The sequence below is a fragment of the Sediminicola sp. 1XM1-17 genome (assembly GCF_037203765.1).
Lineage (GTDB): Bacteria > Bacteroidota > Bacteroidia > Flavobacteriales > Flavobacteriaceae > Sediminicola.
This window is the reverse complement of the sequence record NZ_JBBCAS010000003.1, coordinates 384,474-401,624: the sequence shown is the minus strand read 5'-3', so window position 1 is coordinate 401,624 and position 17,151 is coordinate 384,474. Positions and strand designations below refer to the sequence as shown.

At 41.2% G+C, this 17,151-nt stretch carries 14 protein-coding genes; 9 read left to right on the top strand and 5 right to left on the bottom strand.

Annotated features, from left to right (window positions below; all coding sequences use genetic code 11):
- Positions 1 to 93 precede the first annotated feature (93 nt).
- Entirely contained in the window at positions 94 to 993 is a 900-nt protein-coding gene (locus WAA86_RS07135) for a DUF808 domain-containing protein (RefSeq protein WP_337300304.1), read from the bottom strand.
- Between the two features lie 407 nt (positions 994 to 1,400).
- Here WAA86_RS07135 and WAA86_RS07130 point away from each other — a divergent pair, with 407 nt between their 5' ends.
- Complete coding sequence (locus WAA86_RS07130) at positions 1,401 to 1,586, top strand: CsbD family protein (protein ID WP_337300303.1); 186 nt, start codon at positions 1,401 to 1,403, stop codon at positions 1,584 to 1,586.
- Between the two features lie 220 nt (positions 1,587 to 1,806).
- On the opposite strand, the gene WAA86_RS07125 is transcribed toward WAA86_RS07130, so the two are convergent.
- Positions 1,807 to 2,364 carry a type 1 glutamine amidotransferase domain-containing protein gene (locus WAA86_RS07125; RefSeq protein WP_337300302.1) on the bottom strand — a complete coding sequence of 186 codons (558 nt, stop codon included), beginning with the start codon at positions 2,362 to 2,364 and terminating at the stop codon, positions 1,807 to 1,809.
- A 173-nt stretch (positions 2,365 to 2,537) separates the two neighbouring features.
- Here WAA86_RS07125 and WAA86_RS07120 point away from each other — a divergent pair, with 173 nt between their 5' ends.
- Positions 2,538 to 3,083 carry an alpha-ketoglutarate decarboxylase gene (locus WAA86_RS07120; RefSeq protein WP_337300301.1) on the top strand — a complete coding sequence of 182 codons (546 nt, stop codon included), beginning with the start codon at positions 2,538 to 2,540 and terminating at the stop codon, positions 3,081 to 3,083.
- A gap of 27 nt (positions 3,084 to 3,110) precedes the next feature.
- Here WAA86_RS07120 and WAA86_RS07115 read toward each other — a convergent pair whose 3' ends face one another.
- On the bottom strand, positions 3,111 to 4,283 hold the full coding sequence (locus tag WAA86_RS07115) for an MFS transporter (protein ID WP_337300300.1): 1,173 nt from the start codon (positions 4,281 to 4,283) through the stop codon (positions 3,111 to 3,113).
- Positions 4,284 to 4,501: 218 nt separating this feature from the next.
- On the opposite strand from WAA86_RS07115, the gene WAA86_RS07110 reads away from it, so the two are divergent.
- From WAA86_RS07110 to WAA86_RS07095, 4 genes are read left to right on the top strand one after another with little or no spacing between them, the layout of a single operon-like run.
- Positions 4,502 to 4,996, top strand: coding sequence for a GbsR/MarR family transcriptional regulator (locus WAA86_RS07110; RefSeq protein ID WP_337300299.1), 495 nt, complete (start codon positions 4,502 to 4,504; stop codon positions 4,994 to 4,996).
- 24 nt (positions 4,997 to 5,020) lie between these two features.
- A complete protein-coding gene (locus tag WAA86_RS07105; RefSeq protein ID WP_337300298.1) occupies positions 5,021 to 6,130 on the top strand; it encodes an efflux RND transporter periplasmic adaptor subunit in 1,110 nt (369 codons plus the stop codon).
- Positions 6,131 to 6,151: 21 nt separating this feature from the next.
- The gene (locus WAA86_RS07100) at positions 6,152 to 9,301 is read left to right on the top strand and encodes an efflux RND transporter permease subunit (RefSeq protein WP_337300297.1); all 3,150 of its coding nucleotides are present in this window, start codon (positions 6,152 to 6,154) and stop codon (positions 9,299 to 9,301) included.
- Between the two features lie 4 nt (positions 9,302 to 9,305).
- Positions 9,306 to 10,709, top strand: a complete 1,404-nt coding sequence (locus tag WAA86_RS07095) for a TolC family protein (protein WP_337300296.1) — start codon at positions 9,306 to 9,308, stop codon at positions 10,707 to 10,709.
- Positions 10,710 to 10,796: 87 nt separating this feature from the next.
- On the opposite strand, the gene WAA86_RS07090 is transcribed toward WAA86_RS07095, so the two are convergent.
- Complete coding sequence (locus WAA86_RS07090; protein ID WP_337300320.1) at positions 10,797 to 11,621, bottom strand: sugar phosphate isomerase/epimerase family protein; 825 nt, start codon at positions 11,619 to 11,621, stop codon at positions 10,797 to 10,799.
- 270 nt (positions 11,622 to 11,891) lie between these two features.
- A complete protein-coding gene (locus tag WAA86_RS07085; RefSeq protein WP_337300295.1) occupies positions 11,892 to 12,089 on the bottom strand; it encodes a hypothetical protein in 198 nt (65 codons plus the stop codon).
- Positions 12,090 to 12,328: 239 nt separating this feature from the next.
- Between WAA86_RS07085 and WAA86_RS07080 the strand changes: the two genes are divergently transcribed.
- The 3 genes from WAA86_RS07080 (at position 12,329) to WAA86_RS07070 (ending at position 17,063) form a co-directional block, all read left to right on the top strand.
- Positions 12,329 to 12,916, top strand: a complete 588-nt coding sequence (locus WAA86_RS07080) for a TetR/AcrR family transcriptional regulator (RefSeq protein ID WP_337300294.1) — start codon at positions 12,329 to 12,331, stop codon at positions 12,914 to 12,916.
- Between the two features lie 213 nt (positions 12,917 to 13,129).
- Positions 13,130 to 15,979, top strand: a complete 2,850-nt coding sequence (locus WAA86_RS07075) for a PAS domain S-box protein (protein ID WP_337300293.1) — start codon at positions 13,130 to 13,132, stop codon at positions 15,977 to 15,979.
- A 55-nt stretch (positions 15,980 to 16,034) separates the two neighbouring features.
- Positions 16,035 to 17,063, top strand: coding sequence for an AI-2E family transporter (locus WAA86_RS07070; RefSeq protein WP_337300292.1), 1,029 nt, complete (start codon positions 16,035 to 16,037; stop codon positions 17,061 to 17,063).
- Positions 17,064 to 17,151: the final 88 nt, after the last annotated feature.

Genomic DNA, 17,151 nt, shown 5'->3' with positions numbered 1-17,151 from the left:
ATTTAAACAATGCTATCATAGGTAGAGGGGCATGTTCTATTTATTGGCTGAGAACTGATCGTTTTAGTGCAATAAAAAAGTGAGGTTACTAATTCATTTTGTGGTTCCAGATTCACTTACCCCTGGCTTAAATGCTTTCCAAATTCGTTTAAAAAACAGTACGATCAACAAACAGAGAAAGCCTATCACCAGTCCGACTGCAAACTCTCCTAAGATGGCCGGTATTCCATGAACCCAATCGTGCAAAAATTCCAGGTTATGTACAAAAATCCCACCGGAAACCAATAGGAGGGCAATGGTTCCGATCACGGACAAGCTTTTTATGACCACTGGCAAGGCGGCGACCAAAAATTTTCCGATATTATAGGTAAAACTGCTCTTTTCCCCATTGAGTTTAATAAATCTATACCCTAGATCATCCATCCTAACGATCATGGCAACAATGCCGTACACTCCTACTGTGGCAACCAATGCTATGATGGAAACCACAAGGATCTGGGTCCCAATAGGTTCATTTACCACGGTTCCCAAAGCTATGATCACTATTTCAACAGAGAGGATAAAATCGGTTACAATGGCCGATTTTATCTTTTCCTTTTCCAATTCCAGAATTGCTTCTTTCTCCATTTTTTCGGGCATCACTACATCGGGGTGATGGTGTGGCACAAAAAACTCATATATTTTCTCTGCCCCTTCATAAGCCAAATACAATCCCCCCAACAATAAAATTACTGTAACCGCTACAGGAAGGAAGGCACTGAGGAGAAAGGCAACCGGTAGAATAATTATTTTATTGATAAAAGACCCCTTGCTAATGGCCCACAGTACCGGAATCTCACGGGATGAGACAAAACCAGATGCCTTTTCGGCATTCACCGCCAAATCATCGCCCAAAATACCTGCCGTTTTTTTTCCAGCTATCTTGCTCATAGCCCCCACATCGTCCATGAGACTGGCAATATCATCCAATAATGCAAAAAATCCTGATGCCATATCTGTTTACTTAATTACAATTTTATAAAATTATCCAATTGCTGTTCCTAGAACAAGAATAGGTAAAATACCACTTAGGTACTATCGCATAAGCATTTAATCTTAACCTTATTTTTTTTCGATAGGAGCAACCTACAACAATACAACCTTCCAGAAAATAAAAGACCGATCATTTAGGAAGGTAAAATTAACAATATTTACGCGTAAATAATTTTTTTATAGCCTTGGTCCTACCCTTTTATTTAGGTATTGTAAATGAAAATCATACTTGAAATGTCGCTTCTTTCAAATCAAATTTATTGCGGCAATAATCTATTTTTTTGGATCAACAATGCATATTGAATCACAATACTTTTAACCTACTTAACCAAGTCTGCAGAGCTTGCAGCGCATAAAATAGAAATATTATGAACAGTGAACAATTAGAAGGAAAATGGAAACAAGTAAAAGGTAAGTTCAAACAAAAATACGGTGAGCTTACAGACAATGACCTAACTTATTCTGAGGGAAAGTTCGATGAAATGTTGGGTAGATTACAAGAGAAAACAGGAAAGAAGAAAGAACAATTAAAAGACGAAATCGACAACATGTAGGATTGAAATCCAATATATAATTCTTTCTTATGATGACCCCTGCCATACGCTATGGCAGGGGTCATTTTTTTATAGTAATTATCGGTATATTTAAATGCTAACCAATCATTATAGTCGGTTCTAAGGACATTCCGTTCCTTTTTGTAAAAATAAAGCCGGGAAAGCAATACTTTCCCGGCTTTATCCCAGCCCCATATTTACATACGGGAATTAAGAAGTTCTATGCATGCTGATCCTCATGCTTCCCTTCTAGTGTTTCTTCAATGATCTTACTACAGAAGGCCGGAAGATCATCTGGGTTCCTACTGGTCACCAATCCCTCATCAACAACCACTTCTTTATCAACCCAATTACCTCCGGCATTGATCACATCGTCTTTAATACTATGGTATGAAGTGACTTCACGACCTTCAATGACCCCGGCACTTATCAATAACCATGGCGCATGGCATATTGCCGCTACCGGTTTGCCGCTTTTAAAAAAGGCTCGTATAAAATTCAGTGCACTTTCATCGGTCCGTAATTGATCTGGATTAATGACCCCTCCTGGCAGCACCAAAGAATGGTAATCAGCCTCCTTGGCTTCAGAAATTTTCTTGTCCACCTTAATCGAATTCCCCCAATCGGTCTTGTCCCAACTTTTTATTACCCCGTCTTTAGTAGAGATGATATGTACGGTTGCACCTTCATTTTTTAGGGCCTCCATAGGTTGAAAGAGTTCAGATTTTTCGAATCCGTCCGTGGCCAAGATGGCTACTTTTTTGTTTTCCAATTTCATAATAGTGTTCATTTTAATTGAATCTCCAAGGTACTGGAATGACCTTGATAGGGATAGCTTAAAAAAAATAAATTATGATGCAGTTGCCAAGTTCTACCTCCTTAAATGGCATAACTGTTAATTTACATGAAAAATATGTAACTTGTAGTTAACCAACCATAACACCGATGCACATGAACACCTTCAGCCCAGTTTTAAGACTAATCGTGATTATCGGACTTTTGATATTTAGCGAAAGTGTAATCTCACAAGTCACCAACGTTGCTGTAATAGACAGTACAGCGGAAGAGCCAAATAAACTGAAATTCGGTATGGGATTTGGACTCAATTTTGTCGGCGGCACCAATATCAGCCTATCTCCGAACTTAACGTACAATGTAAGTGAAAAGGTTGGTATCGGAGTTGGACTCCAAGGAAGTTATGCAGCCATCAAAGATTTACAGAATACCACTACGTTTGGTGGCAATATTATTGCACAGTACTCCCCTATCAAAAAAATTACCACCTTGATTGAATTTGTAGAACTGAACGTAACTACCAAGACTGAAACTCCCACCGGACAAATCAAAGAAACTTATTGGGACTCGGCCCTGTTTGTTGGGGCCGGATACAACATTACAGCTAAAATAGCTATTGGCGCCAAGTACAACTTGTTGTACGATGAGGACGAAAGTGTTTACACAAGTCCGGTCCTCCCCTTTGTGAACATTACCTTTTAATGGAAAATTTATGGGTCGGTCCTTATTTTATTTGGATCTTTTGCCTTTGACGTTGAACATGAGGTGAATACCCAACAAGGCCACAGAAAAGAAAATGCCCAAAACCGATACCCCCATCCATTTAAACTGTTCCCATGCGATAGCACCAAAAGTGGTACCCACTGCTCCGCCTATGAAGAACCCCACCATGTAAATGGTATTGACCCTGTTACGTGCCTCTGGATTATTGGAAAAAATAATGTTTTGATTGGTTATATGAAGGGCTTGAATACCTAAATCTACCAGGATCACCCCAAGGACCAAACCTAGGATCGAATTCGATGATACCAAGAATATTGCCCAAGATAGTATAAGTAGCAACGATCCATATAAGATGATTTTATAGGAACTAATTTTATTGTTCATTTTTCCCACCAGCACGGCAGCCAAGGCTCCCACAATACCCAATAGTCCAAAGGCACCGGTAACCCCACTCCCATATCCAAAGGAATCTTCCATTAAGAATACCAAGGTAGTCCAAAAAGCACTCAACCCGCCAAACGCCAAAGCTCCCCTGAGGGCCGCCAATCGCACTACTGGTTCCGACTTAAAGTACGTCCAAAGCGATTTCATCAAGGCCCCATAACCACCATCATAGGAAGGATGTATCTTGGGCAGTTTAAGTTTTAATAAAACGTAGAGCGCCAGCATCACGAATGCCGCAGCATAGTACATCACACGCCACCCAAATTGATCCCCAACCAATCCACTGATCACACGACTTCCCAAAATACCAATTAAAAGGCCGCTCATCACAATGCCAATAGCCCTTCCCTGTCCTTCCTTGTCACTGAGTTGGGCTGCCATTGGCACGAACAGTTGTGGTATGGCCGAGGTAAACCCAATGAAAAAACTACTGGTGATGAGCAATAGTAGAGAATTGGACATAGCGGCCGCCACCAAGGAAATGATCATTAGCAAAAAATCATATTGTAGAATTTTTTTATTGGAAACCATGTCCCCCAAAGGAACCACGAATAGAAGTCCAAAAGCATATCCCAATTGTGTGGTCAGGGCAACATGGCTCACCGCAGATTCCGTTACGCCAAAGTCCTTTGCTATCTCACCGAGCAAGGGTTGGTTATAGTAGAGGTTAGCCACCACAAGACCAGCGGAGACACTCATTAAGTACAGTACAAAATTGGAAAGTTTTTGGTTCATAGAATTAGGGTGCCGGAAAATGGATTTTGCATGAATACCAACCTTAAAATTAAGGATCCTTTTGTCTAAGCGATATTGGAAAAAACAATCCAAACTGTAAAATTAGATACAAAACCAAGTAACAAAGACCAATTGTTGAAATTTGGGAATACTTTAAGACTATTTGGTTCTATCAGTTCCGAACCAAATCATACATTTGTACCCACAACAGTTATTTTATGGGAATTTGTTCTGAAGAAAAAAGAATTTTGATCGAGGAGGTCGGACTCCATTTGGAGGGTAGCCATAAACTTACTCCACTGGCTTCGCGCATATATGCCATTATGATACTTTCATCAGAGGAGGGATTCTCCTTTGAGGAGATCATGGAAATAACCCAAGCCAGTAAAAGTTCAGTTTCAACAAATATTTCATTATTGGTCCAACTGAATTATGTTGAATTCTATACAAAAACTGGAGATCGTAAACGCTATTTCAGGGGCACCAACAATTATTTAAAACTAACCTTGGAAGAGTATTTTCAGGATATTGAGAAGGATTTGAAACTGGTCAAAAAGATCAACAAATTCAACAAGGTCAACAATCCAACAAAATTTGTGGAAAATGAATCCATGGGTGTGATTTTCCAAGAATACCTGGCCATACAAAAGGAAAATCTTAAAAAAACAATTGAAAAAATGAAGGCCTTCCAGAATCAGGATAAGAGCCTATAACTACTATTAAAACCTATGACTAAAATGAAATATATTCCAGCACTCCTCGCTTCGGTTTTTTTAATGACTTCCTGTGGCACTGATGAAAAAGCTAGTGCCCCACAAGGCCCAACACCATTTCCAGTAGTGGCCGTCCCTACTAAAACTGTCACCTCTTATGACACTTACCCTACCAGTATTGAAGGTCTGGTCAACAGTGAGGTACGTGCCAAAATAGCAGGATATATCACTGATGTTTTGGTGGATGAGGGGCAGCAGGTCAAAAAAGGACAACTGCTCTTTAGGTTGGAAACCCAATCCCTTTCTCAAGAAGCCGCTGCGGCCAAGGCCAATGTAAATGCTGCCCAAGTAGAAGTGGACAAATTACAGCCCTTGGTAGAAAAGAACATTATAAGCAATGTACAATTGGAAACGGCCAAGGCCAGATTACTTCAGGCACAGAGCAGCTATAACAGCATTAATGCCAATATCAATTATGCCAATATCAAAAGTCCGGTAGACGGATATGTAGGATCCATCCGCCTTAGAAAAGGAGCATTGGTAAGTCCGTCCAACGATCAACCGCTTACCACGGTATCGGATATCAGTAAGGTTTATGCCTATTTTTCAATGAATGAAAAGCAATATTTGGATTTTATTCAAAATGCAGCGGGAAAGGATATTGCTGAAAAAATAAAAAACCTGCCCAAGGTACAATTGTTCTTGGCCAATGGAAGTGTCTACCAAGAGGAAGGCACCATCGAAACAATCAACTCCCAGATCAACACACAAACGGGATCCATATCATTTCGCGCGGTTTTCAACAATCCTTCACGCTTGCTCACCAATGGCAATAGCGGTAAAATAAGCATTCCAAAAGTCTTTACCGAGGCTCTTGTGATCCCAAAAGAATCTACTTATGAGCAACAAGGTAGCACCTATGTGTATAAGGTAGGAAAGGACAGTACTGCTGTATCCTCCCTGGTCCAAATTACTACCGAAGTAGATAATTTGTATGTAGTCTCCGAGGGGGTTGCACAGGGCGATCTCATTATTGCCAAAGGTGTTGCCAAGCTTAGGGGCGCTACCAAGGTAAAACCCATGGAAGTATCATTCGATAGTATCGCAAAACCCATCGTACAAGTATTCAGATAACCTTTTGAAGGCCCAACAACTATGTTAAAAACATTTATAGACCGCCCGGTACTATCTACCGTAATCTCCATTATTATTGTCATTTTAGGTGTTCTGGGATTGTCACAATTGCCCATCACCCAATATCCGGACATTGCGCCGCCCACGGTCACTGTCAGTGCCAGCTATCCCGGGGCCAATGCAGAAACCATTTTGGAAAGTGTTATTATTCCCATTGAGGAGCAGATCAACGGAGTGGAAGGGATGACCTACCTCACCTCAACCGCTACCAATACCGGAACAGCTACCATTACCGTATTTTTTGATCAGGAGGTAGACCCGGATATCGCTGCAGTAAACGTTCAAAACCGTGTAGCTCGGGCAAATCCATTGCTTCCCCAAGCCGTGCTACAAACGGGGGTGACCACCCAAAAACAACAAACAAGTGCGTTGATGTACATGTCCTTTTACAGCAGTAATCCGGATTATAATGAAACGTTCATTCAAAATTACCTCAAGATCAATGTAATCCCAGAATTGCAGCGGGTCAATGGGGTTGGGGATGTCAGTGTTTTTGGCGGCAAGGATTATGCGATGCGTATTTGGTTGAAACCGGAAAAATTGGCCGCATATCAACTAATCCCCTCGGATGTAACCGCTGCCCTACGGGAACAAAGTCTTGAGGCGGCAGCCGGTGCTTTAGGAGAAAATAGCGGAGAAGCGTTTAGTTATATCATCAAATACGGTGGCCGTTTTAAAACGGAAGCCCAATACAGCGACATCATCATCAAAGCCCTGGGAAATGGAGAGTTCTTGCGATTGAAGGACATAGCGGATATTGAACTGGGTGCACAATCCTACGCCGGTGGATCCATTACTGCGGGAAATCCAGCCGTAAACCTGGGGATTTTTCAAACCAAAGGTTCAAACGCCAGGGACATCATCTTGGAAATTGAGGCTCGGTTGGAGACCGTAAAACAGGACCTGCCAAAGGGAATTGAGATTTTTGTGCCCTATAATACCAATAACTTTCTCAATTCCTCCATTGAAAAGGTGGTCATGACCCTTGTAGAGGCGTTCCTATTGGTGTTCATTGTAGTTTTCATATTCTTACAGGATTTTAGGTCTACTCTAATCCCAGCCATAGCGGTACCTGTATCTATAATTGGTACTTTTTTCTTTTTGAACCTATTTGGCTATTCCATTAACCTATTGACCCTTTTTGCCCTGATTTTGGCCATTGGTATTGTAGTGGATGATGCCATTGTAGTGGTAGAAGCGGTACATGCCAAAATAGACGAGGGAGAATCCGATCCCAAAAAGGCAACCGTAGAGGCGATGCACGAAATAACAGGTGCCATCGTTTCCATTACCCTGGTGATGGCGGCGGTTTTTATTCCCGTAACCTTTGTTCAAGGCCCTACTGGGGTTTTCTATGAGCAATTTGGGATTACCTTGATCGTGGCCATTATCATTTCCGCTGTGAACGCCCTTACTTTGAGTCCGGCCTTATGCGCCTTGTTCCTTAAAGGCCATGATGAAAAGGTAAATGGGAAGAAAAAAGGTTATGTACAGAAATTCTTTGACGGCTTTAACCGTGGTTTTAGTGCTACGGTAAATAAATATGGCAAATCCGTACACTTTTTATACCGTCACAAATGGATCACCGGGGGTATCCTTGCCCTTGCGGTTGTAGGTATTTGGTGGTCATCTACCGTGGTCAAAACAGGATTCGTACCCGATGAGGACCGTGGGATCATATTTTTAAATGTGGAGCTACCCGCTGGTTCCTCCATAGACAGGACCCACCAAGTGAATGAGGAACTGTACCATAAGCTGAAACAGATCCCAGGGGTAAAAGAAGGCTCTGTAGTAGAAGGGCGGAGCTTTTTGGGAGGTGCGGGCAGCAATTTTGGACTTGGGTTTATCCGTTTGGATGATTGGGAAGAACGTACAGAAGACTCACTTTCCATTGAGAGTATCACTGCCAAAATGTTTGGTGTTGCTGCCCAGATACCGGAGGCCAATATTATCTTTTTTGCCCCGCCCAGTATTCCTGGGTTCAGCAGTTCGGCAGGAGTAGAAGTAAATTTGTTGGACAGAACCGGGGGTAGTTTTACCGATTTGGACCAAGTAAATCAAGAATTTATTTCCAAACTATCGGCGCGTCCGGAGATCCAATACGCCCAATCATCATTTAATACCGCCTACCCACAATATGAACTGGAATTGAATGCCCCTTTGGCCAAAGAACTGGGCGTACCCATAAGTAGTATTTTTTCAACGCTACAAGGGTATATTGGGAGTATTTTTGCCGCCGATTTTTCCAGATTTGGAAAGCAATACCGGGTGTATGTACAATCCTTGCCAGAGGATAGGGCAGATAAAGATGATCTGGACAATTTATATGTTAGGACCGGCAGTGGGGACATGACTCCCATCACGGAATTTGTCACTCTAAAAAGGGTGTACGGACCACAATCGGTGACCAGGTTCAACCTTTTCAACTCTACTAAAATTACGGCAGCCACCAATCCAGGTTTCAGCTCTGGGGATGCCATTAAAGCGGTGGAAGAGGTAGCTGCCACTTTGCCAAGCAATTATACTACGGCCTATTCCGGGCTTACCCGTGAAGAGGTCAATGCCGGAAACCAGACGACCACTATTTTTCTTTTGTCACTGGTATTCGTTTATTTCCTGTTGGCGGCACAATATGAAAGCTATTTGATCCCATTCTCGGTATTGTTATCATTGCCATTGGGTATTTTTGGCGCCTATATTACCACACAATTAGCTGGTTTGCAGAACAACATCTATTTCCAGATAGCCCTGATCATGTTATTGGGTCTTCTGGCAAAGAATGCGATTCTGATCGTGGAATTTGCCCTGCAGCGCAGGCGAAACGGAGCTTCAATATTGGAAGCGGCCATTGAGGGTGCCGAAGCGCGTTTGAGACCTATCCTAATGACCTCATTTGCCTTTATATTTGGTTTGATGCCACTGGTCCTGGCCAATGGGGTCGGTGCAGCAGGAAACAGGTCTATTGGTACAGGGGCCGTTGGAGGCTTACTGATTGGGACCATTATTGGGGTGTTCGTCATACCTATACTTTTTATCCTGTTTCAATGGCTCCAGGAAAAAATTTCTGGGGAACCACAAACAAAATCTATCGAAAATTCTGAAGAAGCATAATCCTATGAAATCTACACGAATATTAAAATATCTATTCTTGGCTGCAACGCCCTTGATGTTGGTTTCCTGCTTTGCGGCAAAGGAATACGCAAGGCCACAGGAGGACATTGTCACGGCAGACTACTATCGTACCGATCAATTGCCAAAGGACAGCTTGTCTATTGCGGTTCTTTCCTGGAAAGAATTATTTACAGATCCCGTTCTTCAGACCTATATCGAGGAGGGATTGGCCAACAATAACGATATCCGAATCGCCATACAGCAAATATTGATTTCAGAAGCTTATCTCAAACAAGGAAAATTGGGCTACTACCCTACCCTTAGCGGTACTGCCCAATATACCCACTCCGAACTTTCCAACAACAGTCAGTTTGGCGCACAGTTCAACAAACTGGATGTGTACCAGCTTAGTGGTGCTCTATCGTGGGAAGCAGATATCTGGGGCAAGATCAGGAGCAGTGAACGTGCCTTCCAAGCTACTTACCTGCAGAGCGTAGCTGCCCATAAAGCGGTGAAGAGTAGATTGGTGGCCAATATAGCATCCACCTATTATTCCTTGTTGGCCTTGGACCAACAAATCCGAATTACGCAGGAAACGATAACCACAAGGGAGAGAGGACTGGAAACCACCAAGGCACTAAAAAAGGCGGGGAATGTTACCGAGGTAGGTGTTAAACAGACCGAAGCACAATTGTATAGTGCGCAGGGACTTTTGATCGATCTACAAAATAGTACCCGACTTCTTGAAAATACCCTGTCCATCTTATTGGGCAGCAATTCCAGGACCATCTTGAGGAGTTCCCTTGATGAACAAAAGATCACTACCGAATTGACTACAGGGATACCTGCCCAACTCTTGGCAAACCGGCCAGATGTAATGGCCGCGGAATATAATCTTATCAATGCCTTTGAACTAACCAATGTAGCCAGAAGCAATTTCTATCCTTCCTTGACTTTATCTGCCACCGGGGGACTCCAAAGCTTGGATTTTGACCAACTGTTCAGCGCCAGCTCACTATTTGCCAACCTTGTAAGTGGTTTAACCCAACCCATTTTTAATGGGCGAAGAATAAGGACTCAGTACGAAGTTTCAAAAGCAAATCAGGAACAGGCCAAACTGGCCTTTAAACAGTCTGTGCTACAGGCAGGGAAGGAAGTATCCGACGCGCTCTATTCCTATCACGCAGCCACAGAAAAGATCATTGTAAAAGAGAAGGAGTTCAATGCCTATGATCTGGCTACCGTTTATTCGGAAGAATTACTGGACAATGGACTTGCCAATTACCTTGAAGTCTTACGGGCCAGGGAAAATACCTTAACCACTGGTTTGGATTTGGTCAACACCAAAAATAATCAACTACAGGCCACGGTAGACCTTTATGAGGCCCTTGGCGGTGGATGGCAATAGTTTTATGATATTGTTCCTAAAAAAAACCCACAACTGTGTTGCGGGTTTTTTCTTGCGTTATTAAAAACATATTGGTGTTGCCATCAATTAATTGAACCCTATTTTCTTTATCCCTTCATGGCTAATTTTTATGGCTTCCAAAGGTTGTAATCCGTCGAAGGTCCTATCCTGCTCTACCATATAATATTTCATGCCCGATAATTCCTTTTCTGCCAAGATCCTTGCAAAATCTATGGTGCCGTCACCTACGGGAGCAAACCTGCCCTCTTTATCCATATCCTTGACATGCCAGATGATAAACCTACCTGGATATCTTTCAAAATAGGCAATAGGATCAGCACCTGCCTTGGTCACCCAATATAGATCCATTTGAAAATTGACATACTCAGGGTCCGTATTTTCCAAAAGGTAATCCATGGTTACAATTCCATCTTCATCCTTCATAAACTCAAAATCGTGATTGTGGTACAACAATTTTAAACCCGCTTTTTGACATTTTTTACCCAGCGTGCTCAGGATATTTGCCAAATTTTCGGCACCTCCTGTCATACCCATACTTTGGGTTGTATTGTCATATGTAAAAAGGCCCATTGGGGGAACGGGAATTACGAAATATTCAAATCCAGCTGCTTTTACATCGGCCATCATGGCATCTGCATTTTCCATGGTTACGGTCACTTGGTGTGTACTTATGGGCGTTAGGTTGAGCTCCTCCAATAAATCTTTGAAATCTTCTGGGGGAAGGTTGTAAAATTTACCATCTGCATAACCTGCAGACTCTATATTTTTGTACCCTGCATCCGCAACCGCCTGTAGCGTTGCCCTTACATCCTTGCCCATTTCATCCCTTACGGTATACAGTGCCAAACCGCCAAGCTTATCTTGGGCATTTCCTATGCTCATACCGATCATAAAAAGCACGGCATATAAAATTCCAATTCCCATTTTTTTCTTCATTTCCTTAAAATTATTCATTTTATTATTGAGATTTTTATTTATTCTTATTTGCACTATAAATGAGCATGCAATTTAATCTTAAAAGATTTACGGACCTTGAAAAAATAATCACAAAAAAAACGATGGACCCCATGGGGCCCCAATAAAGGGTCTGTTGTATTTCTTTTGTGGGTGTCCCCCATTGTTAAAAACGCAGCGTCAACGCTATCAGTGGCCATCCATCCATCAATGATCCCGATCCGTAGGAAACATACCCTCTTCCAACAAACCTTCCATATAGCTTCCCAATAATGCAGAATATTTATGTAGCTCGTTGTACATCTGCTTATCATTGGGCAATTGGGCCTTTTTTATAGATTCTTCGAACAGGTCCCTAAATTCAGCCAAGGTCCTCACTGTGGTATATACATCTTCTGTTGTCATTTTACTTGGTTTTTAGGTAATCTATTTAACTATGGCAGTCCATCCATATTAATTGCGATCGCTCCTGAAATTTACACAATCTATGGTGTATCTGCTTTAAAATACTATAATAATTGCCAAATGACATACTACCTTTCCATATTAATCGTTTTATGAACAAATGTTCATGTAATTCATGGATGTATATTCTTTGGTTATACCAAAGAATTAAAGTACTTAAATCATTTGCAGTTTTATCTATGGGCAAAAGCACTAAAAAAGAAAGATTTTTTGAAGAATCATTGAAGCTGATACACGAAAAGGGATATAAGGCCACCACCATGCGGGACATTGCCGAGAAGCTAAATTTCAAAGTAGCCAATGTTTATAATTATATAGACTCCAAACAAGCCTTATTGGAAACCTATCTCTTTGATATTTCCAATGAGTTTTTGGATTCCATAGAACTCATCATGGACTCTTCATATGCTCCTGATGAAAAGCTGAGACTGATCATTTCCGTTCATATTCAAATGATTTCAAAAAAACCCTACGAATTGTCACTCTTGGTCAATGAATGGCGCAATTTGGAGGATCCTAAACGCGGAGAACTCCTTTACCTGAAAAAGAAATACAATAAAAAAGTACGGGAAATCATTATTGCTGGTATGGAACAGGGAAAATTTAGGGTGATGGACCCTGATTTTGCCACCCTTACCTTCTTATCGTCCTTACGTTGGCTTTATGACAAGTATACCGATGCCAATGATAAGAATGCCAATACCAATAGAATTGAGATTGAAAAACAACTGACCGATTTTATATTTCTTGGAATGGGAAAACATTAATATTCCTTTTCCCAGAATACTTGATATTTAAATTTAAGCCAGCAGCAGAAGCATCATTTTTTATTTTTATGGCCACAAAACCCAATAAACATTGAATTTCTTAAAAAGATGTTAAAACCCTTGACGAGCAAAGGTGTGCATAATGCTTTATTGTTTTTATTTTCCTAATTTCCCTCCTTTTATAACAGACCGGATTATCTAATATAATTTACAATGCTCAAGGTAAATAAGCACAATATATATTTTCTGAAAGGTGGTGGGGAAATGGGAAGTTTAATAGCCGAAAAAGATTGGTCCAATAGTTCCTTGGGACCCATTGAAACCTGGCCTCCAAGTCTTTGTACGTCCCTCAATATTATACTACATTCCAAACTGCCCATGCTTGTTTTCTGGGGACCTGAATATCTTTGTTTTTTTAATGATGCACATAAACCCAGCCTAGGTGATGATGGGAAACACATTGCCGTTTTGGGCGAACCAACCGAAACATCTTTTCCTGAATCATGGGATTTTATAAAACCTTTGTTTGATAAAGTCTATACTACCAAAGACGGGCTATTTTTAGAAAATCAATTGATCCCTATTTTCAGAAATGGAAAAATTGAGGATGCCTATTGGACGGTCAACTATAGCCCCCTAATTGATTCGGAAGGTAATAGTGAGGGACTTTTTGTCACCTCCATAGAATCTACCCAAAAGGTAAGGGAAATAGCCATAGCCGAAGAGGTCGACAATCGCTTTAAAGCCTCTATAAAACAGGCGCCAGTGAGTATTGGTGTTTATAGAGGTCCGGAATTGATCGTAGAAATGGTAAACGACAATTTTTTGGAATTGGCTGATGTGAAGGAAAATGATATTATTGGAAAACCTCTTTTTGAAGCCCTTCCGGAATCCAGAGATGGTCTGGAGAACATCCTGAAGAAAGTTTACCAGACCGGTGAAACATTTCAAGGCACCGAATTCCCAGTAAAAGTTGAGAGGCATGGAAGTACAGAACTGGGATATTTTAATTTTATCTGTCAGGCATTAAGGGAAGATAACGATGAAATATCAGGAACCATTGGTATTGCCATTGAAGTTACGGAATTGGTCAAAGCCAAACACGCCCTGTCGGAAAGTGAAAAGAAGTTTAGAAATTTGGTCATGCATTCTCCGGTCCCTATGGCTGTTTTTAGAGGCAAGAATCACACCGTGGAACTTGCCAATGAGGCCATGATAAACACCATATGGCGCAAAAAGGAGGAGGTAATTTTGGGTAGGGATATCATTGATATTTTCCCAGAACTGAAAGATCAAAAATTTATTCCACTCCTGGACAAGGTTTTGGCAACGGGTATCCCATATCAGGAGAAGGAGGCGTTGGCGATTGTTGTAGGAGATGACGGTATGCGTAAACTCTATGTGGATATAGACTATTCTCCGTTAATTGATTCAAACAATACAATAGAAGGCTTGATTCTCACAGTAATAGATGTCACTGAAAATGTGATTTCGCGAAAAAAAACAGAAGAAGCCGAAACCCGTTTGCGATTGGCCACTGAGGCTGCTGAAATGGCCACTTTTGAGCTCGACCTGATTGATAAAAGGATTATTTATTCCCCAAGATTAATGGAAATATTTGGTCACGATCAATCTTCAAATCTGAGTCATGAGGAAATGCGGAATCAGATACATCCTGAGGATATAGACCCCATTGTCAGAAAGGCATTCACCACTGCATTTGAAACTGGGATATTTCACTATGAGGCCCGTTTAATTACTCCTTCCAAGGAGATCAAATGGATCCGGACAGAAGGTAAAATTTATTACGATGATCAGGAAAAACCTATAAAGCTAATAGGGGTTGTTAGAGATATCACCGATGATAAGATAAACCAACAGGTTCTTTTGGAAAGTGAACAAAAATTTAGATTGTTGGCAGATTCCATGCCCCAACAAATATGGATTGCTGATCCAGAAGGGAATCTAAACTATTTCAACCAGGCGGTCTTTAAATATTCTGGCATGGATCTGGAGGAAATATTGGAAAAGGGGTGGTTGGATATCATCCATCCGGACGATAGGGAAGAAAATGTAAATCAATGGAAAAATTCTATTGAAACTGGAGAAGATTTTTTATTCGAACACCGTTTTAGAAGACATGATGGATCTTACCATTGGATATTGAGCAAAGCCATTCCCCAACGTGATGAGGAAGGAAATATTCAACGTTGGGTTGGAGCGAGTACAGATATCCAAGACCAAAAGAAGTTCGCCAGCGAATTGGAGCAAAAGGTTAAGGAACGAACCCGAATGTTGAAAGAAACCAATGAAAAACTGGAAAATTCCATTGCCGAGCTTCAGAAGATGAACGTGGAACTACAATCCTTTGCCTATGTTTCCAGTCATGATCTTCAAGAACCTCTGCGCAAAATCCAAACGTTTATTTCGCGTATCGCGGAAAAAGAAAATGATACGCTATCCGATTCTGGAAAAAATTACTTCGGACGTATACAGGATTCTGCCAATAGGATGCAGAATCTTATCAAAGACCTTTTGGCCTATTCTAGGACCAATACCTCTGGAAAAGAGTTTAAATCCATGAATCTCAATGAAATTATTGAGGAGGCCCAATTGGATTTAATGGAAAAACTGGATGAAAAAAAGGGCGTGATCGAAATTGGAAATATGTGTGAAGTTTCGATTATTCCTTTTCAATTTGTACAGCTAATGAGCAACTTAATAAGCAACTCCATTAAATTCTCCCTTCCCGGAGTACCTCCCAAAATAAAAATCAATAGTACGGAAGTAAATGGAAAAGAAATCCAAGATTTGGACCTTTTACCATTCAAAGATTATTGCCACATCACCTTTTCGGATAATGGGATAGGCTTTGATACCGAACATAAGGATAAAATTTTTGAGGTCTTTCAGCGACTTCATGGCAAGAACGATTATGAAGGTACCGGAATCGGATTGGCAATTGTCAAGAAGATTGTTTTGAACCATGATGGTTTTATCAAAGCGAGCAGCATGCCCAACAAGGGGGTCACATTTGATATCTTTATTCCCATGGAGCAATAAAACCAATTGATAACAACGTAAAAATTTATTAGCTAAACCAAATTCCCGACCAAGGATGAACGCCATACCCCCAAAAGTAATTAGGCAAATTTTCGTGCTGATTCTGATCGTGCTCATGGGCACACTTATATTTAGGGAAATGTTGCCCTATTTATCCGGAGTCCTGGGTGCCATTACCCTATTTTTTATTTTGAGGAAATTTATGGGCAAACTCACCCGAAGAGGCTGGAATCCGGATTGGGCCGCCGCGCTGTTACTTTTCCTTTCCTTCTTCTGTATTCTGGTCCCAGTAGCCGGAATTGCATTAATGCTTGGCAATAAGGTGGGCAAGATCACCAACAAACCAGAAGAATTTGTTTCTAAAACCGAAGGTCTTTTGAACAAATGGGAAACTAAAATTGGCTATGATTTTACCTCTGAAATAGATACCTCAGGTATATCATCCTGGTTATCCGATAATTTGTTCAGCTTTGCTGGTGGAACTTTTAACGTGCTACTTTCCATAGGTATCATGTATCTGATGTTATATTACATGCTTACCAATAGGAGAATGTTGCGCCAATCCCTATTCGAGTATATCCCAATAAACAATGATAACTTAAAAATTATAAGTACCGAGTGCGAAAAAATGGTAAAGAGCAATGCCCTGGGAATTCCTTTGGTAGCCATTGCACAGGGAATTGTGGCCCTCATTGGCTTCCTTATATTCCGTATTGAGGACCCCTTTTTCTGGTTTACTATTGTTGCTGTTGGCTCCATGATCCCCTTTGTAGGCACGCTCATTGGTATTTTACCAGTATTTCTAATGACCTTATCCACTGGCACCCCCATACAAGCTTGGGGTATATTGCTTTATGGTATCGTTGTGGTAGGCTCCACGGACAACATCATTAGACTCTACGTACTCCGCAAATTGGATGATGTGCACCCGCTGATCACCCTAGTGGGTGTCATTGTTGGTGTTCCTCTTTTTGGATTCATAGGACTTATCTTTGGGCCGTTGATGATCAGCTTATTTTTAATTGTACTGCGCATCTACAAAAGGGAATACGGTCAACCCAATGAAGACAAGACGCATTTGTAAACCATGCGTCCTAAAATAAAAAATCCCTGTGACCGCCACAATTAAGTTTAGGTCACAGGGATTTACCATTTTAATATCTGCTTCAGCT

Coding starts and splice junctions, on each gene's coding strand:
- WAA86_RS07090 (WP_337300320.1), bottom strand. CDS start 11,621: ATGATCGGTATGAGCATAGGAAATGCCCAAGATAAGCTTGGCGGTTTG.
- WAA86_RS07070 (WP_337300292.1), top strand. CDS start 16,035: ATGAACGCCATACCCCCAAAAGTAATTAGGCAAATTTTCGTGCTGATT.
- WAA86_RS07125 (WP_337300302.1), bottom strand. CDS start 2,364: ATGAAATTGGAAAACAAAAAAGTAGCCATCTTGGCCACGGACGGATTC.
- WAA86_RS07135 (WP_337300304.1), bottom strand. CDS start 993: ATGGCATCAGGATTTTTTGCATTATTGGATGATATTGCCAGTCTCATG.
- WAA86_RS07085 (WP_337300295.1), bottom strand. CDS start 12,089: ATGACAACAGAAGATGTATATACCACAGTGAGGACCTTGGCTGAATTT.
- WAA86_RS07130 (WP_337300303.1), top strand. CDS start 1,401: ATGAACAGTGAACAATTAGAAGGAAAATGGAAACAAGTAAAAGGTAAG.
- WAA86_RS07115 (WP_337300300.1), bottom strand. CDS start 4,283: ATGAACCAAAAACTTTCCAATTTTGTACTGTACTTAATGAGTGTCTCC.
- WAA86_RS07110 (WP_337300299.1), top strand. CDS start 4,502: ATGGGAATTTGTTCTGAAGAAAAAAGAATTTTGATCGAGGAGGTCGGA.
- WAA86_RS07100 (WP_337300297.1), top strand. CDS start 6,152: ATGTTAAAAACATTTATAGACCGCCCGGTACTATCTACCGTAATCTCC.
- WAA86_RS07080 (WP_337300294.1), top strand. CDS start 12,329: ATGGGCAAAAGCACTAAAAAAGAAAGATTTTTTGAAGAATCATTGAAG.
- WAA86_RS07095 (WP_337300296.1), top strand. CDS start 9,306: ATGAAATCTACACGAATATTAAAATATCTATTCTTGGCTGCAACGCCC.
- WAA86_RS07075 (WP_337300293.1), top strand. CDS start 13,130: ATGCTCAAGGTAAATAAGCACAATATATATTTTCTGAAAGGTGGTGGG.
- WAA86_RS07120 (WP_337300301.1), top strand. CDS start 2,538: ATGAACACCTTCAGCCCAGTTTTAAGACTAATCGTGATTATCGGACTT.
- WAA86_RS07105 (WP_337300298.1), top strand. CDS start 5,021: ATGAAATATATTCCAGCACTCCTCGCTTCGGTTTTTTTAATGACTTCC.